21 protein-coding genes are annotated in these 21029 nt (G+C 61.6%); 15 read left to right on the top strand and 6 right to left on the bottom strand.

Going from position 1 to position 21029, the window contains the following annotated elements:
• Positions 1–72 precede the first annotated feature (72 nt).
• The gene (locus VFO29_02445) at positions 73–1482 is read right to left on the bottom strand and encodes a TolC family protein (protein ID HET9392374.1); all 1410 of its coding nucleotides are present in this window, start codon (positions 1480–1482) and stop codon (positions 73–75) included.
• 3 nt (positions 1483–1485) lie between these two features.
• A complete protein-coding gene (locus VFO29_02440) occupies positions 1486–2784 on the bottom strand; it encodes an efflux RND transporter periplasmic adaptor subunit (protein ID HET9392373.1) in 1299 nt (432 codons plus the stop codon).
• A gap of 204 nt (positions 2785–2988) precedes the next feature.
• Between VFO29_02440 and VFO29_02435 the strand changes: the two genes are divergently transcribed.
• Positions 2989–3324: a hotdog domain-containing protein gene (locus VFO29_02435; protein ID HET9392372.1), complete on the top strand. Its 336-nt coding sequence runs from the start codon at positions 2989–2991 to the stop codon at positions 3322–3324.
• Positions 3325–3528: 204 nt separating this feature from the next.
• Complete coding sequence (locus VFO29_02430) at positions 3529–4905, top strand: copper amine oxidase N-terminal domain-containing protein (GenBank protein ID HET9392371.1); 1377 nt, start codon at positions 3529–3531, stop codon at positions 4903–4905.
• A gap of 69 nt (positions 4906–4974) precedes the next feature.
• Here VFO29_02430 and VFO29_02425 read toward each other — a convergent pair whose 3' ends face one another.
• Complete coding sequence (locus VFO29_02425; protein HET9392370.1) at positions 4975–5829, bottom strand: hypothetical protein; 855 nt, start codon at positions 5827–5829, stop codon at positions 4975–4977.
• A gap of 16 nt (positions 5830–5845) precedes the next feature.
• Positions 5846–6298, bottom strand: a complete 453-nt coding sequence (locus VFO29_02420) for a hypothetical protein (GenBank protein HET9392369.1) — start codon at positions 6296–6298, stop codon at positions 5846–5848.
• 119 nt (positions 6299–6417) lie between these two features.
• On the opposite strand from VFO29_02420, the gene VFO29_02415 reads away from it, so the two are divergent.
• From VFO29_02415 to VFO29_02395, 5 genes are read left to right on the top strand one after another with little or no spacing between them, the layout of a single operon-like run.
• Positions 6418–7683 carry a carbon-nitrogen hydrolase family protein gene (locus tag VFO29_02415; protein ID HET9392368.1) on the top strand — a complete coding sequence of 422 codons (1266 nt, stop codon included), beginning with the start codon at positions 6418–6420 and terminating at the stop codon, positions 7681–7683.
• Positions 7667–8884: a hypothetical protein gene (locus VFO29_02410; protein ID HET9392367.1), complete on the top strand. Its 1218-nt coding sequence runs from the start codon at positions 7667–7669 to the stop codon at positions 8882–8884. Before VFO29_02415 ends, VFO29_02410 begins: the two co-directional genes overlap by 17 nt.
• Positions 8875–10983, top strand: coding sequence for a phosphodiester glycosidase family protein (locus VFO29_02405; GenBank protein ID HET9392366.1), 2109 nt, complete (start codon positions 8875–8877; stop codon positions 10981–10983). The genes VFO29_02410 and VFO29_02405 overlap by 10 nt, the downstream gene beginning before the upstream one ends.
• A gap of 9 nt (positions 10984–10992) precedes the next feature.
• On the top strand, positions 10993–12444 hold the full coding sequence (locus VFO29_02400) for a TldD/PmbA family protein (protein ID HET9392365.1): 1452 nt from the start codon (positions 10993–10995) through the stop codon (positions 12442–12444).
• Positions 12437–13768, top strand: coding sequence for a TldD/PmbA family protein (locus VFO29_02395; GenBank protein HET9392364.1), 1332 nt, complete (start codon positions 12437–12439; stop codon positions 13766–13768). Before VFO29_02400 ends, VFO29_02395 begins: the two co-directional genes overlap by 8 nt.
• On the opposite strand, the gene VFO29_02390 is transcribed toward VFO29_02395, so the two are convergent.
• A complete protein-coding gene (locus tag VFO29_02390) occupies positions 13740–14621 on the bottom strand; it encodes a hypothetical protein (GenBank protein ID HET9392363.1) in 882 nt (293 codons plus the stop codon). The two genes, VFO29_02395 and VFO29_02390, sit on opposite strands and share 29 nt — an antisense overlap.
• Positions 14618–15142, bottom strand: coding sequence for a TlpA disulfide reductase family protein (locus VFO29_02385; GenBank protein HET9392362.1), 525 nt, complete (start codon positions 15140–15142; stop codon positions 14618–14620). The genes VFO29_02390 and VFO29_02385 overlap by 4 nt, the downstream gene beginning before the upstream one ends.
• 58 nt (positions 15143–15200) lie before the next feature.
• On the opposite strand from VFO29_02385, the gene VFO29_02380 reads away from it, so the two are divergent.
• The 8 genes from VFO29_02380 (at position 15201) to VFO29_02345 (ending at position 21016) form a co-directional block, all read left to right on the top strand.
• On the top strand, positions 15201–16040 hold the full coding sequence (locus VFO29_02380; protein HET9392361.1) for a bifunctional 5,10-methylenetetrahydrofolate dehydrogenase/5,10-methenyltetrahydrofolate cyclohydrolase: 840 nt from the start codon (positions 15201–15203) through the stop codon (positions 16038–16040).
• A 9-nt stretch (positions 16041–16049) separates the two neighbouring features.
• The gene (locus VFO29_02375) at positions 16050–16595 is read left to right on the top strand and encodes a class I SAM-dependent methyltransferase (GenBank protein ID HET9392360.1); all 546 of its coding nucleotides are present in this window, start codon (positions 16050–16052) and stop codon (positions 16593–16595) included.
• The gene (locus VFO29_02370; GenBank protein HET9392359.1) at positions 16592–17086 is read left to right on the top strand and encodes a flavin reductase family protein; all 495 of its coding nucleotides are present in this window, start codon (positions 16592–16594) and stop codon (positions 17084–17086) included. Before VFO29_02375 ends, VFO29_02370 begins: the two co-directional genes overlap by 4 nt.
• Positions 17083–17718: an MBL fold metallo-hydrolase gene (locus VFO29_02365; GenBank protein ID HET9392358.1), complete on the top strand. Its 636-nt coding sequence runs from the start codon at positions 17083–17085 to the stop codon at positions 17716–17718. Before VFO29_02370 ends, VFO29_02365 begins: the two co-directional genes overlap by 4 nt.
• A gap of 139 nt (positions 17719–17857) precedes the next feature.
• Positions 17858–18409 (top strand): RNA 2',3'-cyclic phosphodiesterase, encoded by a 552-nt coding sequence (thpR, locus tag VFO29_02360; protein HET9392357.1) that lies wholly within the window; start codon positions 17858–17860, stop codon positions 18407–18409.
• Positions 18406–19320 carry an energy transducer TonB gene (locus tag VFO29_02355; protein HET9392356.1) on the top strand — a complete coding sequence of 305 codons (915 nt, stop codon included), beginning with the start codon at positions 18406–18408 and terminating at the stop codon, positions 19318–19320. Before thpR ends, VFO29_02355 begins: the two co-directional genes overlap by 4 nt.
• Before the next feature lie 3 nt (positions 19321–19323).
• Positions 19324–20139, top strand: coding sequence for a TonB family protein (locus VFO29_02350; protein HET9392355.1), 816 nt, complete (start codon positions 19324–19326; stop codon positions 20137–20139).
• 166 nt (positions 20140–20305) lie between these two features.
• Complete coding sequence (locus VFO29_02345) at positions 20306–21016, top strand: energy transducer TonB (protein HET9392354.1); 711 nt, start codon at positions 20306–20308, stop codon at positions 21014–21016.
• Positions 21017–21029: the final 13 nt, after the last annotated feature.

Genomic DNA, 21029 nt, shown 5'->3' with positions numbered 1-21029 from the left:
AGACTAGTGCCGGCCGAGCGATTAACCCTGCCCAAAAGCGAGGACGGCACTAGTCGAGAGCTGCTAGACGAGTCAGGGGACGGTCGAGGTCGCCGCTAACTGGTTCTCGCCGAGTGCAAAGAGATAGGCTTGCTCGGCTTGGCGCAAACCGTAGACGGCGTTGAGCTGGTCGGTCTCCGCTTGGGTCAACCCAACCTGCGCGTTCAAAAGCAGCGGCAGCGTCGTTACACCGGCGCGATACTGGGCTTGCGTCGCATTCAAGATCTCTTGCGCCTTCGCAAGTTCTGCCTGCGCTTGCCCGAGCGCCGCTTCGGCCGAAACCAGGCCGATCAGCGCTTGGCGTACGTTCAACTCAACGTTCAATTTCGTTTCGTCGAGCTGGCTGTTGGCGATATCCAACTGGGTCTGCGCCTGCGCAATTTGCACGCGGGTAACGCCTTGATCGAAGAACGGAATGTTCAGTGCAACCCCAAGACTCCCGCTCGTACGGTAGTCGGTGCCCGTTGCCGTTGTGGAGTTCGTTCCGTAGGTTGCGGTGCCGTTCAGCGACGGCAACAGACCGGCGCGCTGCGCGCGCAGGTTATATCCGGCCGCATCAGCGGCGTGCTGTGCGGCCAAAAAGTCCGGCCTCTCCAAAAGTGCGCGTGCCACGGCGGTATCGTAATCGTGCAGTTCCGCCGGCAAGAGCGATGCTGTCGGATTCAGGGGCGTATCGTTGAGCGGAGTCACCAACGCACTCGCATCCAGGCCGAGCTGGTTTGCGAATGCGGCCATTGCCGAGAGCTCATTTCCTTGCGCCTTGACCAGCGCCACGCGCGCCTGGGCTGTCGGCAGCTGCGCGGTCGCAAGATCGACGCGCGACGCCGTGCCGGCCCGCAGCTGAGCCGTTACGAGATTCTCTTGCACTTGATTCTGCTGCACGACTTGCGCAGCCAATTGCGTCGCCGCGTGAGCCTGGAGCGCAGTGTAGTATGCTTGCGCGACGTTAAAGGCGAGCGACTGCAACGAGCGTTCGTACGTCCCGGCGCCGGCCAGTTGATTGGATTCGGCTTGCCGGATCTCTCCCATGACTTTGCCGCCGTCCAAAATGAATTGCTTCAGCGTTGCGTTCAGGCCGTTGCTGGTTGTGCCGTTGCCGAACGTACCGGAGCCCGAACCGCCGGTGCCGGCGCGTGTTCCATAGTTGCGCTGAGTGCTGGCGACCGCGCTTAGGTTCGGATAATATTCCGTCCGCGCCAGATCCGTGGAAAGCTGCGTGAGCCGGTAATCGGAGCGCGCGATCGCCAGAACGGGCGAACGTGCAGCCGCGATCGCAATCGCTTGCGGAAGTGAAATGCTCACCGGAACACCCGCCAGCGGATGTTGTACGGAGACGCCCGGCGCCGGAGTGCCGTATGCCGGATACGGCATCGTTTGCGGCGTGGACGCGGGGATGGGTGTGGGCGTCGCTAACACGGCGGCCGCGAGAATAACTGCGTGCATCGGCTACTGCGGCTTGCGGCGCGGAGCGTGAGAGGCGGCCGGTTTTGCACCGCCCGGGTTGGGGGCCGCAGGGTTGGCGGCTCCGCCACTGGGTCCGTACGCGACCAAACTGCCGTCTTGCAATGCATCCGGACGCGTCACGATGACGACGGTGCCGGCTCGCACGCGCGGACTGATAACTTCGCTCAGCGTATCGGTCTGCAGGCCGACCTTCACGGGAACCTGCTGCGCTTTCTTGTCGGCGCCGACCACGAAGACGGCATTCCCTGTATCCGATTGGGCAACGGCTTGCCGCGGTACGACGATCGCGTTGTCATGGCGAGCTTGCTGAATGACGACGCTGACTAGCATGCCGCCGCGTAAGACGTCGCCCGGATTCGTCTGCCGGATGCGCGCTTGGTACGATAGCGTTCCTTGCGTCGGAACCGCGTTGACCGCAAAGATGCGCGCGGCGAAGCGGCGGCTACTCGTGCTCGTCGTAAACGTCACGGGCGTGTCGGCATGAACGTAGGCCAGATCTTCATCGGGCACGTTCACGTTCACCCAAACCGTATCCAATTTATCCACGCGCAGCACCGCGGTTCCCGGACTGGCCATCGCGCCGGGATCCATGAGCCGCGCCGTAACCACGCCGTCGAACGGCGCGTACAGCGCCGTCTGGCCGATCATCGTGCGCAGCGTATTGGCTTGCGCCTGCGCCGATTGAACTGCCGCGCGATCGGCGGCTGCGCTCGACGTGGAGACTTGCGTTGACTTTTGATTGCTGACCGCTGTTTGGTATTGCGATTGCGCGGCGATGTATTGCGAACGCGCCTGCACGAGCTGCGATTGCGAGACATAGCCCTGCTTGTAGAGTTGCAAATCCTGGTTGTACGCGAGTTGCGCGTTATCCAAAGCTGCTTTTGCCGAGAGCACTGCTTGCGACGTCTGCGAAGAAACGATCGGTACGTTTAACGCAGACATCTGCGCGCGCGCCGACGCTTGCGATATGAGCGCTACGTCCTGCGCGAGTTGCGCTTGCAGCGTCGAGGCGTCAATCCGCGCAAGAAGTTGACCCGCGCCGACGCGATCGCCCTGATTTACGTAGATCGCCGTAATCGGCCCCGACTGCTGAAACGAGAGTGTCGATTCTTCCAGCGGAGAGACTTGACCATCGAGGGTCAAGTACGTGGCAATCGTCCGGCGTTGGGCTTGCGCCACGTCGACGTCGAGGGCTGTCGGACCGCGCTTCTGCTGACCCTGGCCGCAACCGGCCAACAGGACGACGGCAATAGCGAAAACGGTAATGCTGCGTGTCTTCATTCTTCTTCTATACGGAGCTCTGTGCAGTTTGATTCAAAGTACTACCAACCGAACCTTAAAACCGTCTGTCCCAGCAGAGTTTGCTCCCAAGCGGGCGCCGGGGACCGGGGAGCCGGAGCCTTAGCGCCGTACTTCACTCTCCCGATGCGTGCGAAACTCGAGGCGGGCCGCACTTACAGTAGGCAGACCCGCGTCGAAGAGTGGATGACCGCAGAAAAGGCCGGCAATAAGGGCGTCGACGCCCTTTCTACGCCCATGCTCGTGCAGCTGGTCGAGGACGCCGCGATGGCCTGCATCGCCCCCACCTTAGCCGAGGACCAGGTCAGCCTGGCCACCCACGTGGACCTGGAGCACCGCCGCCCCGTCCCGGTCGGGTTCATCCTGCGGACCGAGGTGGAGGTCGTCCTCGTGGACGGTCCCCGGGTCAGTTTTACCGTACAGGTGTTCGATGAGCAGGACTCCGTGGCCGAAGGGACCCACGAGCGCTACGTGATGGACCGAACAAAATTTCGCTTAAAGCTTGAAGAGAAGCTCAGTTAACGCTACCTTTATAAACGACGGGAAACCGGGCAGGGTCCTCGCTTACACTGAAGGGGGGGCAACCCGATTCCCGAAACGATTAGCTTTGCTTACTCCTGGGTAACCCCGCAACGATACCCACGCTTGGTTCGTCTGCAGGGGAGGCGCGGAACACGTTGCCACGCCCAGGCAAGCCGAGCTCCTCATTCTAGCTAGGAGGAAAACTTGAAACGACTGAGCACCGGAGTCCTCGCCGCGTTGTTAACGGCCGGCTTGGGACTTAGCGCGGTTGCAGCTCCGTCGCAGCCTGGATCACATGGAAACCTAGGAACCAATGTGGTCGCACAGGCTAGCCCGGCTCCGCCCGCGATGAACTTCGGTTCCCCGCCGTCCGGACAAATCCCGATCCTTTACAACGATCACCATGTTTACGCAAAGCCGGACAAGCTCAAACAGGGCCGCGTCTTGGCTGCGCTTGTACGCGGGGGAACGATCCTTATTCCATTACGTTCGATGTTCGAGCAGATGGGCGCCACGGTCGCATACGATCCGGCGTCCAAGACGGTTGACGTCACCAAGCCCGGCAGCGACGTAAAAGTTACCGTTGGCAAACCTGAGGTTGTGATCAACGGCGAAACGCGTCCCTTGGACGTGCCGCCCGAAATCTACCTCGGACAAGTTGTTGTCCCGGTTCGCGTCATATCGGAAGGTATGGGCGCGTACGTACAGTGGGTTCCCGAGAAGCGCCTGGTTGTAGTCCGCTACATTCCGCCGGCGCCTCCGAGCACGCCCGCTCCGACGCCGGTTCCAACACCAGTGCCGGTTCCAACACCGACACCGGTACCGCCGCCCTTTATGGACCACTTCATCGCCGGCGACTACATCATTTCGCCGAAGGTGTACAACGAGTTCAGCCCGGGCAACACCGGCAACAACACGAACGGTGGTTTCTCATACCGTATCCACGGCGCGTGGGAGTTTAATCTCTTCAACCTGCCCTGGATGGTCGAAGGCGACTACCGTCAATTCAATTATCCGCACAATCAAGGCGTTGTAACGACTGCTGCCAATAACGGCCAGTTCTGCGACGGCCGCGGCGGCCACGCGCTCTCGGGCGACACTGGTTGCGTCACCGCGATTGGCGGAAACTTCCAGACCTTCGTTCCGGCGTTCATCGCTCGCGACTATCAAGGCGATGCACGTTTGGGCCTGAAGGTTCTCGATCCGCGCATCTACATCGGCGTCGGTTACCTGTGGAGGTCGTCAAACTACGGCTATCCCAAACTGGGTAACTGGGGCCTCGGCGTAGAGAAACTGCCGGATCTCAATCAGGGCTTCACGTGGTATGGCAGCTTCTACTACTATCCGAACGTGCAAGGCAGCGGAACCGCTTGCCTCGTGCTCGGATGCCTCACACCGGTGCCATACACCCTGTCGTATAACATCATGCGCTACGATCTGGGCGGCGCGTTTACATTCGGTCCGAATGTGCCTGTTTATGTCGAGTTCGGGTTCCTGGGGAACTACAACCGCAATAAACAGAACGCTCCCTCCAACGAGAGCTTCAACGGTGCATACGCAGGCCTTGGCCTGAAGTTCTAAACTCGTAAGAGTACGAGAACAAGAAAGAGCCCCGGTTTCGACCGGGGCTCTTTTACATTACCGCTTCTGTTACCGCGGCGAGCGGGTTGGCGCGGGTGATGGCGTTAGTGACGGTGTCGGTGTTAGCGCGCCCGAAGGCAGCGGCACCGGCGAGCCGAGCGCACTTGGCACCACACTCGGTACGATCGATGGAACCGGCGTCGGAGACGGCGTCGGCGGAATCGGCGTATAGCACGGTACCGGCAAGATCTCTACCGCGGGCTGTCCAGGTGCGGGCGATGGTGTTGCAGTCGGTTCCGGAGTCGGCGAAGGCGACGGACTTGGCGTTGGCGGGCGGCGACGGCTGCCGGGTGACGGAGATTCCGTCGGCGCTTGCGTCGGACACGGCTGCGGTTCCATGAAATAGTGCTCCGTGAATCCGACCAGATCTTTTTGCACGAGCTTTCCAAAATAGCTCTTCGGCCAGCGCGCCGCGATGATGTGCAGGTACTGCCACGCTTTCGTTTGACCGGGCAGCGTCCAAGTCTTGTGGTACATCGCGTACGCGAGAAAATATGCCCGCGGAAGCTGCGGGTCTTTGGGATAGCGCTGGTACCATTGCCGCAACGCTTCCTCAGCGAAGTCTACCTGCGAAATGATGTGCGAGTCGGTCGTATAGGCGCCCGCACGAATCGACTCGTCGTGAAAAGTGTTCTCGATCCCGAGGTAGCTCATTTTGAGACGGCCGAAATACTCGTCTCCGGGCGCCGAGATCTTCATCATGTCGAGCTGGTGCTGCCGGAATTTCGAAACCGCCGGCGAGCTCGGCTTCTTGGGAGCCGGTTTCGACGGCGGCTTCGACGTTGGCGCCGCTGCGACAGATCCGAGAATGCAGGCCGCGGCTGCGGCGGCCAAGACGGATGTCGTGGTGGAGCGAATTTTCATCACCCCGCCTGTTCGCCTACTTCAGTACGCTTCCCACCTCGGTTTGGGCGACCGTGCAGAATGGCGAGGTGCGGTAACGGGTGGTCAGCCAGTGCAGCGCGTTCACGGCTTTGACGTGCGCGTCAGAGGTGTGAATGCGAGCATAAAGGTGCGTCAGTTGGTAAACACTGCGAGCGAGCCAGGGATCGGCCGGGTACTTGGCTTCCCAGTCATGGATCGCGTTTTCGACGAAAAGAGCCGATCCAAGAATATCCGCGCCCTTGTCGGGCTGGTAGGTCAGCCGCTGATCGAGATCGCGCAATTCGTTGCGGATGCCGAGAATGCTCATCTTCAAGCGGCCGAAGTATTCGTCCGCCGGTGCGACTCGCGACATCATTGCGACGTGCGTTGCTGAAAATGCCGGTTGCGGCGTGGCTAACGCCAACAACGGCAGTACTGTAAGTACAAGAAACAAACGATGTAAGCGCAAGGCGCTGCTCCTTTTCTCTCCCATTGGAGCCATCGGCATGGCCCGGCGCGGCTGTTAGCCGCTTACGTCGCTGTCCAGGCGAACAGGAAGGGTGGCCACGGCTGCTAACCTGTGCACAAATGCCTCGCCGCGTCGCCGCTGCCGCGATCCAACTCTTAGCTCACGACCGCGCTTCACTCGGGCGCGCGTGGCCCAACATTGCGCAGCAGATTCGAATGGCCGCATCAGGCGGCGCGAAGCTCGTCGTGCTGCCCGAAGGCACGCTGCCCGCCTACGTACTGGGTCCGGAGCGGTTTGAAGCGAGCGAGATCGCGGAGGCAATCGAGGCCTGCGCGCAACTCGCGCGCGAGTTGCAGATCGTGCTGGTCGCGGGCGCCGCTCGAGCGGAAGGCGATCGCGTTTTTAACAGCGCGTTGGTCTTTGACACCAACGGATCGCTAGCAGGGAGTGCAGACAAGCACTTCTTGTGGCACTTCGACCGGCAGTGGTTCGCGCGCGGCGAGCGCCTTCAGCCAATACACACGTCGCTCGGCGTGCTCGGCGTCTTGATCTGCGCCGACGGGCGTATTCCGACAATCGCTCGAGCGCTTGTCGATAAAGGCGCGGAGGTGCTCGTCATGCCGACGGCCTGGGTTACCAGCGGCCGTGATGCGGCGCACTTGGAAAACATTCAGGCCGATCTGCTGGCCCGTGTACGCGCACGCGAGAACGGCGTGCCGTTTATCGCCGCCAACAAATGCGGCGTCGAACTGCGGTCCGTCGCGTATTGCGGCAAGAGCCAGATCATCCAAGCCGACGGTTCGATTACGGCCATCGCCTCCGAAACCAATCCCGAGATCATCGCCGACGAGATCGAACTCGGAAGCCGGCAGCCGCTGCGCAGCCGCGCCACGTTGCCCGAACCGAACTCAAGCGGCAACGGCGCGGCGCAGCCGCTTCGCATCGCCATCACGGCTCACGAAGGGCATGCGCGGGACGAGGATCTCATGCGCATCCTGGAAGCGGACGTGCTCATCGCCCCGGAGATTGCCCGTTCTGATTCGCAAACGTTCGCCGACGACGTCGTCTTCGATCCGGGTGGACTTGCCGCGCACCGGCTGGCCGGAATGGACGTCGCGACCTGGCGCACCGCGCAAGACGACGGATGGCAGGTCTTGTTCGCGCGCGCCCGCGCCGTCGAGCTGCGCATCTACGTGATCGTTCTCGACATCAAAGGACGGCGCGCCTATGCCGTCGATCCCGACGGCGCAATCGTTTGTGGAACATACGATGGTTATGAGATCGCGCATTTCACCTACGATCCGGCCCGGACGCGCCAAACGTACGTGGCACCCGGTACCGACGTGCGCGAAGGCCTCGAACGAGCTCATGCTGACGCGCGCTAGCGCGCTTTCGCTCTTGCTTCTCCTAGGCTCAGCGCCGCACCACGCGCCGCAGCGCACGGGCTCGTTTCAACTATCGGTCCCTGCCGGATCGTACTTTTCGGAAAGCCGCATTCGCATTGGCGCAACCGGAGTGGCAGGATCGTATACGCTCTCGGTCTTAGGGCCGGGAAAGATTGCGGGCGACACCTTTATTGCCGCGCGCGTCGACCGGCCGACGTGGTCGACGCTTATCGGCGCTTCGAACGGAGCGGTTGCCTATGGATCCGTACGCACGGTTCCACCGCCTCCGCCGGCGGGTCATCTTATTGCCGTTACGACGTACCGTAGCGGAATTGCACTGCACGACGCACGTACGTTTGCGGCGCTGGGTAACGCATCAATCGCCGGCGCTCCGGCGGATGCCATATTCTTGCCGGATGGATCGATCGTTACCGCAGATACCGACGGCGATACGCTGACGCGGATCTCGCGATCGCCTTGGAGCGTACATGAAACCGCCGGCGTGCCCGAAGCGAACGAGGTTGCCGTCGATCCGTCCACGGGGAACATTTTTGCAAGCGATCGCGACATACAGGGACAAGGCGCTCTAACGCGCGTCACGCCCGATGGCAGCGTCATGCACGTCGTGACCGGAGTCACGGCCGAAGGCATCGCGCTCGATTCAAAACGCCAGATCGCCTATGTGAGTAATGTAAACGACAACACGGTCGCGGCGGTGGACATGCGGACGATGCGCGTCCTGCAAAAAATTCCGGCTGTGGAGCGTCCCTTCGGCGTGGCCTTGGATGCGCGCGGTGGCCGGCTGTTCGTCGTCTCGAATATGAGCCCGTCCATGCGTCCGGGCGGCGGCTATGTTGCCGCGATCGGTGTGAACGCCGCGACTCCGCGCATCGTTACGCGCAGCTCGCGCTTGCGTTTTCCCCTCGGTGTCGCCTTCGACGCACGATCCGCGCGAGTCTTCGTTACGGACGAAGCTGCAAATGTGGTTTATGTTCTCAACTCAACCACGCTGCGCGAAGCACACGCGCCGCTCGTCACCTGTGCGACGCCGTGGCGTCCGCGCGTCGCGGGCGATCGACTCTACGTCCCGTGTGCGCGCGAGGATCGCGTCGACGTCTTTGCATTAAAGACACTGCGGCGCGTAAAGGGAGCGCCCTTTCCGACCGGCGGCTATCCGCTGAGCGTTTCGGTATGGCCCTAATTGCCGCGATCGCGCTGGCCGGACTCTTGCCGCTGGCGCCGCAGCCCGCCGCGCCGTTTCCGCGTATCACCACCGATGCTGTCACGCTAACCGAAGTCGCGCCCGGAGTCGGCTACGGCGACTACGAGATGGTGACGGCGGATGGCCCGCTTTCGATTCACGTTCTGGCGATCGACCTGCGTGAACCCACGGTGCGATTGGGCGCGGTTCTTGCACAAGACCGGCTCATTTCGCAAGGTGAAGCCGTCTCGTCGATGGCGCAGCGCAGCGGCGCGGTTGCCGGAATCAACGGCGACTACTTCGACATCAACCAAACGAATCAACCGTTGAACATTCTTATTCAAAACGGACGCCTGGAGCGAATGCCGATGCAGCGGTGGGCAATCGCGTTGGATAGCCGAAACGGGGCGCAATTCGCCGAGTTTTCGATCGCGGTTTCGGCTCAAATCGGCACGGCGAGCGTACCGGTGCGAACGATCAATGCCTGGCCGCCCGGAAACGGCGTTGTACTGGTTACGCCCGACTTCGGCCCGATTCGCGCGGCGCCCAACGTCACCGAGCTTCAGCTCCAGCCCACGGACGGCACGCCTCCCTTCGCGACGTATCGCGTCACGGGCATCGCCGATAACTCGAGCGCGCAACCCGCCGGATATTATCTGGCGATAGGCCCGACAGCCTACGGCACGTTTCCACTTCCAAACAGCGGTGACGCAATCACAATCGCGGGCAATGCTCAACCATCGCTTGCCGAACTGCAGACTGCCATCGGCGGCGGCCCGCTGCTCGTGAAGAACGGCGCGTGGTTCGCGGATCCGGATGGTCCTTCGGGCGGCGAGCTGGCGACGCGCACGCCTGAATCCGGCGTTGCCGCAACCGGCGACGGCCGGCTTCTCTTCTTCGAGATCGACGGACGGCAGCCGGCGCTCTCAATCGGTTTGCTGCAGCCCCAACTCGCTGCGCTGATGATCGCCTTCGGCGCAACGACCGGAATGCAGTTCGACGGCGGCGGAAGTTCCACGTTCGTCGCGCGCATGCCCGGCGACACAAACGCGTCCGTACAAAATTCCCCGTCCGACGGCACGGAGCGGCCGGTCGCGGACGGGTTGTTCGTTTACAGCGATGCAGCTCGCGGCGCGCCCGCGCGCATTATCTCCTGGCCGCAAACGATTCGCGCATTCCCCGGCGCGGGCGTTCCGCTGCGACTCGCGACGATCGATGCGGGGGACCATCCGGCCGGCGACACGATCCCGACGCGAGTCACGGTTGAGCCGGCCGCGCTCGGCAGTTACCGTGCCGGCGCATTCGTCGCCGGATCCCAGACCGGCGATGGGCTCTTGCGCGTACGCCACGGCGCCTTGCGCTTGAACGTGCCGGTTTCCGTAACGACCGCCATCGCACGCACGCAGATCGTGCCGCAGGCGCCGGTGGTCTCACCAGGCGCAGCGCTGCACCTCTCGGTTCGCGCCTTCGATCGCAAAGGATATCCTATCGCCCTGCCGGCGATGTTGCCATGGCAGACCCAGGGCGGCACGATCGATCGCGCGGGCAACTTCCGGGCGGATAAAAATAACGCGCTCGTCACGCTTCGCTTAGGCACCGTTCTCGTGCAGCAGCAAATCGTCGTCGGCGAACACAATCAGGATCTCGGATTTAGCGCCGCCGCATCGTTCGCCACGGCGCCGCGCGGCGGCCCCGGCGTCCTCACGAGCGGCGCGACATGTAGCGATTGCCTCACGCTGACCTACGATTTTACCGGCAGCGAGCGCGCGGCGTACGCTAATGCATCGCTCGCGCTTCCGCAGCGCGCGCTGGGCATCAGTGCGGACGTATTCGGTGACGGAAGCGGCGAGACACTGCGCGTTGCGATCACGAACGCGATTAACGAACGCTTCATGTATACGATCGCGCACGTGACCTGGCACGGCTGGCATCACGTCGAGTTTCGCTTTCCAGCCGAGCTGGCGCAGCCGCTTACGCTCAAAGCACTCTACGTCATCAACCGCGTCGGATCGGAGCCTCCGGTCGCAACCGCGGGCTCGGTCGGGCTTCGCAACGTTCAGGTGATACTTGCAGGCGGCTCCGATAATGTTCCCAAATAGCGCGAACGCATGAGTTTTGACGATCTGGCCGCACGCGCGCTCGACACGGCGGGCACGCGAGGAGCGGAGTATGCCGACGTGCGCTTCGAGGTGGTGAGGTCGGAACGGATCGAGACTCGCAACGGCGTCGTCACTACGCTCTCCGACGCTACCAGCCGCGGCTACGGCATGCGCGCCCTCTACGGGGGCGCCTGGGGCTTTGCCGCCGGCTCCGATCTCACCCAGGCCGGAATCGATCGCACGGCGGCGCGAGCTGTTGAGATCGCCAAAGCCGGCGCCGCGATTGCGCGCCATCGCTTCGGCGCGGCGCCTCTGCGCGCGTACGTGGATTCGTTCGCAACGCCGATGGAGCGCGATCCCGAGGATGTGCCGCTGGGCGAACGCGTGGCCTTGCTGCTTCGAGCCGAAAAAGCACTGCACGTTTCGCCGAAGATCAGCGTCGGCCGCGCCTGGATCGACCTTTGGCGTACAGACAAGACACTTTACAGCACGCTCGGTTCGCGCATCGAGCAATCCATTCGCCAAACCGGCAGCGGCATCGAAGCGTTGGCGGTCGGTGATGGCGAGGTACAGACACGCACGTTTCCCGGCGACATCGGCCTGTACAAATCCGGCGGATGGGAGATTATCGAAGAGGCGAATCTCGCTGAAAACGCCCAGCGTATCGGCGAGGAGGCCGAATCGCTGCTGACCGCCGAGCAGTGTCCGAGCGGTACGCGCGACATCATTTTGGGCGGCTCGCAGGTGTCGCTGCAGATTCACGAATCGTGCGGCCATCCGGCCGAACTCGATCGCGTCATGGGCTGGGAAGCCAATTTTTCAGGCGTGAGTTTCCTGGAGATCGCGCAACTCGGGAAGCTGCGTTACGGCTCGGACATCGTCACCATCTGCATCGACAACACTCTACCGCAAGGTATGGCAACGGTCGGCTACGACGACGAAGGCACGAAGAGCGTCACCTCCGACATCATTCGCGACGGGATGCTCGTCGGCTACGAGATGAGCAACGACACCGCCCGCACCATCGGCCGGGAAAGTAACGCGTGCGTCCGGGCGCAGAGTTGGGAATTCGTTCCGATGATCCGGATGTGCAATTTGAATCTGCTTCCCGGGAACGTTCCCTTCGACGGACTCTTCGACGGCGTCAAAGACGGCATCTATATGGAGAGCAACCGCTCGTGGTCGATCGACGATCACCGCCTGAACTTCCAGTTCGGCTGCGAGATCGCATGGGAGATCAAGAACGGCAAGCGTGGCAAGCTGCTCAAGAATCCGACGTACGCCGGCATGACGCCGCAATTTTGGAACTCGTGCGATGCGATCGCGGACGAAAAGTCGTGGGTCGCTTGGGGAACGCCCAACTGCGGCAAAGGCGAGCCGATGCAGACCGGCCGTACCGCGCAGTGCGCCTCGCCGGCGCGGTTCCGCAACGTGCAAGTCGGAGTGGGTTACGATGGATAGCAAGGCGCGCGAAGCGCTGGCCGAGCGCGCCCTGTCGCTCTCGACTGCCGATCACACCGAAGTAACCGTCGCCACCGAAGACGCCGATCTCACGCGCTTCACACACGAAGAGATCCATCAAAACGTCGCGCGTTCGGATGCCGGTCTGAGCGTACGCGCGATCCTTGGCAAGCGCACGGGAACCGCCAGCACGAACGTCCTCGATGAAGAGTCGCTGCGCGCAACGGTCGATCGGGCGATCGCTATCGCGACGCTAGCTCCCGAAGATCCGGATCTCGCGCCCCTCCCGTCGGGCGGCCCGACAACCACGCCGCAAGGCGCGTTCGTAAAAGCCACCGCCGATGCGTCGCCGCAACTGCGCGCCGGCATGGCCGATGCGATCTTCAAGGTGGCGGAGTCGCACAAATTTTGGTGCGCGGGGTTCGTGCGGACACAGAGCGCCGGATACACGATCGCCAACTCCAGCGGCGCGCGCGCCTCGTTCGACGGCACCGACAGCGGCATCAACGTCAAGATGACCGCCGCCGATTCGACCGGCTACGGGCAAGAATACTCGCCGGACGCCACGACGCTGGATGCGCATGCTGTTGCGAGCACCGCGGCCGGCAAAGCAAAAAACTCCGCGCAACCGCGCGCAGTCGATCCCGGCGAGTGGACCGTCATCATGGAACCCGCCGCATTCGGCGAGTTTTTTGCATATTTAGCTCAGCATTTCTCGGCGCAATCGTATGACGAGGGCTCGTCGTTCTTGAGCGACGGACTCGACAAGAATTATTTCGGCGAGCATGTCAGCATTACGGACGATTACTCAAATCCGCTCGCGCCGTCCATGCCGTTCGATTTCGAGGGACAACCCAAACAGCGAGTAAAGCTGGTCGAAGCCGGCGTTGCGAAGTCGATCGTCACGGACAGCTATTGGGCGAAGAAACTGGGGCGCGAAAACACCGGCCACGCGCTGCCCGCGCCGAACCCGTACGGTCCCCAAGCGATCGACCTTGTCGTCTCGCCGGGATCGAAGTCAACCGCGCAGCTGATTGCCGAAACCAAACGCGGGCTCTTGATCAGCCGCTTCTGGTACATTCGCACCGTCGATCAAAAGAAGGCCATCGTTACCGGCATGACGCGCGACGGCACGTTCTTGATCGAAAACGGCAAGGTTACATCAGGCGTCCGCAACATGCGTTTCAATCAGAGCATTATCACGGCGCTGGGCAAGTGCGAGTTCTCAAACACGCAGCAGCGCACGGGTGACTATTGGTTTTCGCTCGTCGTGCCGGCCGCCAAGATTGAGAGCTTTACGTTCTCGAGCGGAACGCAGTTCTAGCCGCGCCGGCCAAGAGAAGCACACCGCCCGCAATCAGTACAGGAAGATACGGCGCGGAGGTTACGACGACTGCGGGAAAGTAGCCGACCTCACCACGCAAACGTAAACCGCCGATAGCTTTCTGGGAACCGGACGCAACGATGCCGATTCCTCCGGGCACCGGGCGGTCCGACCGATCGGCAACCGCGAAAAGCACCGCCGGCGTTCCCGCGGGTGGCGCTTGAGGGCCCAAACGCGCAGCTTGGGCGGCGGTGAAGAGCACGGCCCGGACCGTTCGCCGAAGCGCCGGCACCGCAAACGTGTCGTAGCGTACGTTCACACCGGCGATCGTCGTCGTTTGCTGCATCGAAAGCACAGGCGACAGGAACGAACCGTTGGACGGCTGCGTGATCGTCAACCGGTTGCCGGCCGGATCAGCCGCGCTAACCCACACCGCAACGCGCGGCGTCTGCCAAAGAACGAGGCCTCCGGAATATCTGCGCCCACTGCCGATCGAGACGAGCGAGGAACCGTTCTGCAGCGCGACGGCAATCGTTTGCGGATCGTCGCGCGGCTGCGCGAGCGGAAAAACAAACGACGACCCGATCTGATCGTCGGCGACGGTTGCACCGGGCGAACCCACGACGGTGTGCGTGTCGGGGCCCATCAGTCCCGAAGCAACCCCCGCCAACACGATCATCGCCGCGCCGCCGAGAGCGATGAGATCCTTGCGCGGCCGATAGGCTGCCACGATCAAGATCGCGGCGTCGAGCACGTTGTACCAACCCTTGTGAAAGAGCGGATTCCCGGGAAAGGCATCCTGCGCCGCGGTCATTGCGACCGCCGCCGCGATCAGTAGCCAGAAAACGATCACCGCGGTGCGCGAACGAGCGGTGCTATTGCGGCCTTCATCTGGGCGTAGGTGAGCGGCCCGTCAAAACCCGGTGGCACAGCCACGCCCGATCGATTGATGATCACTGTCGTCGGCAAGCCTAAGGCGATATACGTGCGACCGTATTGCTGCTGATCGTCCAGCCAAATCGGATAACGGATACGTAACGATTGAGCGAAGGCGGCGGCGCGTTGACGCGACTCGCCCTGGTTGATGCCGATCACGACGAGCCCGCGTGAACGGTATGTTTCGTAGAGGCGTTCGAGATCGGGCATCTCGGCGCGGCACGGCGGACACCACGTCGCCCACAGATTCATCACGACAACGCGCCCGCGATACCCAGCCAAAGTCTGGCGTTTTCCATCGATCGACGGGACGGCGAAGCTCGGCGCCGGCTTCCCGGCGATCGCAATCTGCGTCGTCTGAGCGTTACCGGCCGGAAAATATTGCTTGAGAACGATCGCGACGACCACGGCGCCGCCCACGGCGAGAAGCCATTTCACGAATGCCTTCGTGCTCCTATCCAAGGGGAGGTTCCTCCCGCGAACGAATGCGCGAGCCGTGCCGGCACGCATTCTGGACGGTCGCGCGGTTGCAGACGAACTGCGCGCCGAGTTAGTCGCCCAAAGCAATCAGCTGCGCGAGCGCGGAGTTCATCCAAGGCTCGACATCGTGCTCGTCGGCGAAAATGACGCGTCGGTGGCGTACGTGCGCAATTTGGTCAAAGTTGGCGAACGCGCCGGCATCGCCGTGCATGTGGACGAGCTTGCCGAAAACGCAACGGCCGCGACCGTGCGCGAACGGCTCGAACGGTTGAAAGACGATCCGAAAGTGCATGGCGTTTTGTTGCAGCAGCCGCTGCCGGCGCATCTTTCAATCCGCTCGGTTGCGGATTCGATTCCAATTCACAAAGACGTGGACGGAACGCATCCCGGCTCCGAGTTCGTGCCTGCTACGCCGGCGGCTGTGATGCTCTTGCTCGAACACAGTCCGCATTGGCCGTTGCGAGGGTATAATGTTGCGGTTCTCGGGCGTTCGGTTGTTGTCGGCATTCCGGCGGCGATGCTCGCGCTTTCGCATAACGCAACCGTAACGATCTTGCATAGCAAGTCCGCCGGTTTGCAGCCGTACCTGCGCATGGCCGACGTCGTCATCGCCGCAACCGGCAAACCCGGCTTAGTCCGCGGCGACGACATAAAACCGGGCGCAACCGTCATCGACGTCGGCACCACGCTTGTAGACGGCAAGTTAAAAGGCGATGTGGATTTCGACTCCGCCGTGCAAGTCGCGGGCGCGATCACGCCGGTTCCGGGCGGTGTCGGGCCGGTAACCAATATCGCGTTGCTTCGCAACGTCATGAAAGCGGCAGCCGGTGCGGGGAAGAGCCGCTCGCGCGACTAAGCGATGATAATGGCTGAGGATCTTCTTCTCGAGATCGAACGACGGGCCAATCAGGACGGAATCGCGACAGTTCCGCCGGACGTCGGACGGCTGCTCTCCGTGTTGACGCACGCGATGCAAGCGAATCGCATTCTGGAAATCGGAACCGGGTACGGTTATGCGACCCTGCAAATGGCGCTGGCGCAACCGCCTGCCGGCAAAATCTGGACGTTCGATCCGTTTATCGAACGCACCGAGGTCGCGCGCGAGTATTTCGACCGCGCAGGCGTCGGCGACCGAGTTGAGATCGTCAATCAACCCGCACTCGAAGTACTTCACATATTTCCGTTGCGCAACCTAGACATCGCATTCATCGATGCACCCCGCAGCGATTACGCCGAGTATTTGAAGCAGTGCCTGCACGTGCTCAAACTTTCGGGCTTGGTTATTCTGAACGGGCTAAGCGCAGACGACGAAACCGATGCGTTCAATAAAACATTCTTGCATCACCCGCAGCTCGACGCTGCTATTCTTCCGCTCGGCTCGGGACTGGGCATCGGCGCGCGCAAAAAATGAATCCCACGCCCGCAACGCCGGAAGCGTTCAAAGCCGCTATGCGGCACTTCCCAACCGGCGTAACGGTCGTGACCAGTCTGCGTGAGGGTGAACCGCGTGGCGTCACTGTGAGCGCGTTCTCGAGCGTTTCAGTCGAACCGCCGCTGGTGCTGATCTGCATCAACCGCGAGGCGCGCAGCTACCTCGTCATCTCCGAGTCCAAAGTGTTTTGCGTGAACATCCTGGCCGGCGATCAGCAGCGTCTCGCCGAGCGATTTGCCAGCAAAATTCGCGAAAACCAATTCGAAGGCGTGCCGTACGACGTCGACGCGACCGGCGCGGCGATCATTCGCGGCGCGGTGGCGTACTTGGATTGCGAGGTGGCTGAAGAGCATCACGCCGGCTCGCACAGCGTCTTCATCGGACGCGTGCTCTCGTGCGCATCACGCCCGGGCTCGCCGCTGGGTTATTACAACGGCGCGTTTCACGATTTCGGAATTCGCATCGATTGACCGTCGAGACGTTTCCGGTCGGGCCGCTCGGCTGCAACTGCACGATTCTTAGCGACGACCAGCGGCACGAAGCAATCGTTGTGGACGGCGGAGACGGTGTCCCCCAGGTCGTCAAACGCTTGGAGCGCCTCGGTACGCGCGCCAAGTATTTGGTGCACACCCACGCGCACATCGATCACATCGGCGATCTCGGTGCGCTTCGCGACCGCACGGGCGGCCAGGGGTTACTGCATCCGGCCGATCTGCCGCTCTACCACAGCCTCGGCGTGCAAGCCGGATGGATTGGCATGTATGATGCACCGCGCATCGTCGATCTCGACGGCGAACTGCAAGACGGCGGCGTCGTGCGTGCCGGCGACATTGAAGTCAACGTGCTGCACACGCCGGGCCATACGCCGGGCAGCGTGTGCTTTTCATTCGAGGGAGAGGGTGGCGCGACCATACTTTCGGGCGACACGCTGTTCGCCGGCTCCATCGGCCGCTGGGATCTCGGCGGCACTTCTATGGAAGACATCGTCGCCAGCATCGAGCGCAAACTGTTGCCGTTCGGCGACGAGACGCGCGTGATTCCCGGCCACGGCCCATTCACGACGATTGGCGAGGAACGGAACACGAATCCCTACCTGCAATAATGCGCGACGGAGAACGCGATATTAGTGCTGCAGAAGCGCGCCAAATGTGTCATGGTAAGCATATCTGGGTGTCATCCTGAGCGGCGTTCGCCGAAGGTGAACGCGCTGTCGAAGGGCGGCCGAGCTTGTCGAGGCCAGCGTGAAGCGACTTAAACTATTCACGGGCATCGCTCTAAGCGATTCCGTGCGCGCGGCGTGCACCGACGTCGCAAACCGCTTGCGCGATTCTAGATTCGACGCGCGCTTCGAAGCGCCGGAGAAGCTGCACATTACGCTCGCGTTCCTCGGTTGGGCCGATCCTGAAAGCATAGAACCGACCCGCGACGCACTAAACGCCGTCGCGCAAACCATCGCACCGTTCGATCTTACGCTAGACAAGCTCGGCGCGTTCCCACACGAGCGTAAACCTCGCGTCGTATGGATCGGAGCGCGCGAACAAGGCGACGCATTTCGAACCCTGGCGCGGTCTGTCCGAGCTTCCTACGAAGCGCTCGGCTTCTCTTTCAACAAGGAACCTGTCGCTCACGTAACGATCGCGCGTGTCAAAGGCGGGAACGCACACTTGCCGGTACTCGATATAAAGCCGATGAAACTCGCGGTTCGCGATCTCACGCTCTTTGAATCGATCCCAGCCGATCGAACTACGCGTTACGAGGTCCGCGCTTGCTACCCGCTGAAGGCCCAGCAATGAAACGGGTGGTTGCCGGTTTCGCGTTAGTATTTGGCCTTGTGGCTTTTGCCTCTGAACGCGCCCAAGCGCTCACGGAAATATGTCCCGCGCAACTTGAGGTAGCCGCTGTTTCATCGACAGATCAGACGACTCGGGGGCCGGCCGCGCTGTTTGGATTCGCTCTTACGGCGATGGGACCACGAACGGTGTCGGGAAAACTCGCATTCGATACGACGGCCGGCTGGTTTACGGTCGACGTCCCGCCGGTTGCTCTAGCGGAAAAAGACCGGCACTATAACGAGATCTTCGGGCGCTTAACGATTCCGGACTGGGTTTCGCGGATCATGTACGTGCGATTCCCGACGAATGTCACGCTGAACCACAGCTGGCTATACTCGGCGACGGCAAGAAGCGACGGCGACTTCGGATGGGAAAAATCAGGAACGTTTATCTGCCCGCCGCCTCCGGGTACGCAAAAAGCGAACGGCGTGAAAACCATATCTATCGCCACGTCCAACACCGCCGGCGCTCGGCGAACATTTGAAAAGCCCCTTGTCGATCCCAAAGACGTCGACACACTCAGCGCTTCGCCGCCGCCGGATGCGCTCCAAATCGCCGCAGCCGCGAGCAAAGCGCTCGAAACGGCAAACTGCGCCAAACCCTTTCAGGACGGATCGGTCACCTTGCTCGTGGATCCGGGCTATCCGAGTGTCTTACAAACGACCGGCGCATCAGGAATTATTGGAGTTGGTCTGGCGCTCAACCCGGACGGCACCCTGGCCGACTCTTGGGTCTGGGCGCCGACGGGATTGGCCGCCTTCGATCAGGCTGCGATCGCCGCAGTGCAACGTTCGAAGTACGTGAATGCAGTAGCCTACTGCCGGCCGGTACCCGCAATCTATAACGCATATATTATGTTTAACTCGAGGTAGCGCATGAAGTTTTTCCTACTCGCAATTTTCCTCGGTTCATTTATGTTGTCTGCCGCGCGGGACGCGAAAGCCGCCGATGAATTTTGCGCCTCGTGGCTCTATCTGAAGCCGGTAGGCGTTACTGGCTCCCCTTACACGGGCACCCTTTACGGATTCACACTCAATGCCGGTGCGCCAAAAACCGTTTCCGCGGTACTAGCATTCGAAACGGAACTCGGTTGGTACAGCGTAGCGATTCCACCTGTAGCGATCGCTTCTACGACGCACCATGTGATCGAACCGAATGGAAAGCACCGTGCTGTGCCCGCATGGACGTCGTCCGCCATGTATTTGCAGTTCTCTCATCCAGTCTCACTAATGAACGCTTTTGTATTAGGTGCAAATGGGCAAGCATGCCCGCCACAACCGCGGTGGGCTCTGATGCCAAAGAGTCGCGGCCCGGCGACTATAGGGGATCCCCAGTATCCGGATAAGACGACTCTCGCGCCGGAGCCCGGAGATCTGGTGCTCCCGCCAAAACCTGCAAAGCTTTCGTACAACACAAATTGCGCGGAGCCGTTCCATGACGCCGGAGTGAAAACGCTCGTGTCACCGGATTATCCGGAGCCTCTGCGCCACGGCAATCAAGGGACGGCGCAAATACTCGTGACGATTAATCCAGGCGGCAGCCTGGCTGATGCGACACTCTTTCAGTCGTCTCAAGACATAAACTTTGATAATGCGGCGGTGAGAGCAGCTCGCGAAAGCACGTATCAAAGCGCAATGGCGTACTGCCAACCAATCCCGGGCAGCTACCTCTTCAAGGTTACGTTCCAGTAGCGGCGGCGAGCTAATTGGGGTGAGGAAATGGCTCGTACTGTTAGCGGCAACATCAGTATTCGTTCTTATAGGATTCATTGCGCGGGCCGAGGCGCGCGTAGAGTTTTGTCCTGCTTCATTAAGGATCGAGGCAGTTGGTGAAGGTCCGGCAAAACGGGCTGCGGCGATGTATGGGTTTGAGCTCGTTGCCCTCGGGCCGCGAACGGTAGACGCGACGATTACCTTCGACACAGATGCCGGCTGGTTCAAAATCCTCGTTCCTCCAATCACGCTAACTGAACGCGACCGTCACTATAATGGCCCGTCAAACGGTTTCGTCGACCCGGAGTGGGTTTCGCCGGCTACCTACGTGCGATTTCCAAAGCCGGTCCGCGTAAATCACGCATGGATCTCGAGTGCGCTCTCCGTTGGGGACAGCTTCGGGTGGAGCGCACAAGGGCCCGTGGATTGCTCTCCAGATCCGAACGGTGACGTCAGGGCTGGGCTGCGCGGCGATGACTACATCAAACTCTACGAGGAAGACCGTCTCAACGCTCAGCCGGCGCGCGAATCTGTAGTCATTGATGCACAACAAGCGGTCGCGGTGCCACACCCAGAGTGCGCGCACCCGTTTTCGGATGCGACCGTAACGCACGAGGTGGGGCCGACATATACGGGCATCCTGGCGGCCGAAGGTGCGGGCGGCGACACCGGCATTATCGTCGCAATTGGCGCGGACGGACTTCTAAAAGACGCCTGGGTTTGGGCGCCATCCGGTCAAAAGCAATTCGACGACGCCACCCTGACGGCTGCGAAAAAATCTACCTACAAAGCCGGTACGGCCTACTGTAAACCGGTACCAGGCATATATCTTTTTTGGGCTACGTTCGGGGATTAAGCGCTCATCGCGC

It is taken from the genome of Candidatus Rubrimentiphilum sp. (genome assembly GCA_035710515.1).
Classification (GTDB): Bacteria; Vulcanimicrobiota; Vulcanimicrobiia; order Vulcanimicrobiales; family Vulcanimicrobiaceae; genus Rubrimentiphilum.
Note: the sequence above shows the minus strand (reverse complement) of the source record. Positions and strands in the feature narration are given on the sequence as shown.

Bases quoted from the DNA above. Each gene is read 5' to 3' on its own strand.
- VFO29_02425 (HET9392370.1), bottom strand. From the start codon at position 5,829: ATGAAAATTCGCTCCACCACGACATCCGTCTTGGCCGCCGCAGCCGCG.
- VFO29_02415 (HET9392368.1), top strand. From the start codon at position 6,418: ATGCCTCGCCGCGTCGCCGCTGCCGCGATCCAACTCTTAGCTCACGAC.
- VFO29_02400 (HET9392365.1), top strand. From the start codon at position 10,993: ATGAGTTTTGACGATCTGGCCGCACGCGCGCTCGACACGGCGGGCACG.
- VFO29_02405 (HET9392366.1), top strand. From the start codon at position 8,875: ATGGCCCTAATTGCCGCGATCGCGCTGGCCGGACTCTTGCCGCTGGCG.
- VFO29_02435 (HET9392372.1), top strand. From the start codon at position 2,989: ATGACCGCAGAAAAGGCCGGCAATAAGGGCGTCGACGCCCTTTCTACG.
- VFO29_02375 (HET9392360.1), top strand. From the start codon at position 16,050: ATGGCTGAGGATCTTCTTCTCGAGATCGAACGACGGGCCAATCAGGAC.
- VFO29_02370 (HET9392359.1), top strand. From the start codon at position 16,592: ATGAATCCCACGCCCGCAACGCCGGAAGCGTTCAAAGCCGCTATGCGG.
- VFO29_02345 (HET9392354.1), top strand. From the start codon at position 20,306: ATGTATGGGTTTGAGCTCGTTGCCCTCGGGCCGCGAACGGTAGACGCG.
- VFO29_02395 (HET9392364.1), top strand. From the start codon at position 12,437: ATGGATAGCAAGGCGCGCGAAGCGCTGGCCGAGCGCGCCCTGTCGCTC.
- VFO29_02350 (HET9392355.1), top strand. From the start codon at position 19,324: ATGAAGTTTTTCCTACTCGCAATTTTCCTCGGTTCATTTATGTTGTCT.
- VFO29_02440 (HET9392373.1), bottom strand. From the start codon at position 2,784: ATGAAGACACGCAGCATTACCGTTTTCGCTATTGCCGTCGTCCTGTTG.
- VFO29_02410 (HET9392367.1), top strand. From the start codon at position 7,667: ATGCTGACGCGCGCTAGCGCGCTTTCGCTCTTGCTTCTCCTAGGCTCA.
- VFO29_02355 (HET9392356.1), top strand. From the start codon at position 18,406: ATGAAACGGGTGGTTGCCGGTTTCGCGTTAGTATTTGGCCTTGTGGCT.
- VFO29_02445 (HET9392374.1), bottom strand. From the start codon at position 1,482: ATGCACGCAGTTATTCTCGCGGCCGCCGTGTTAGCGACGCCCACACCC.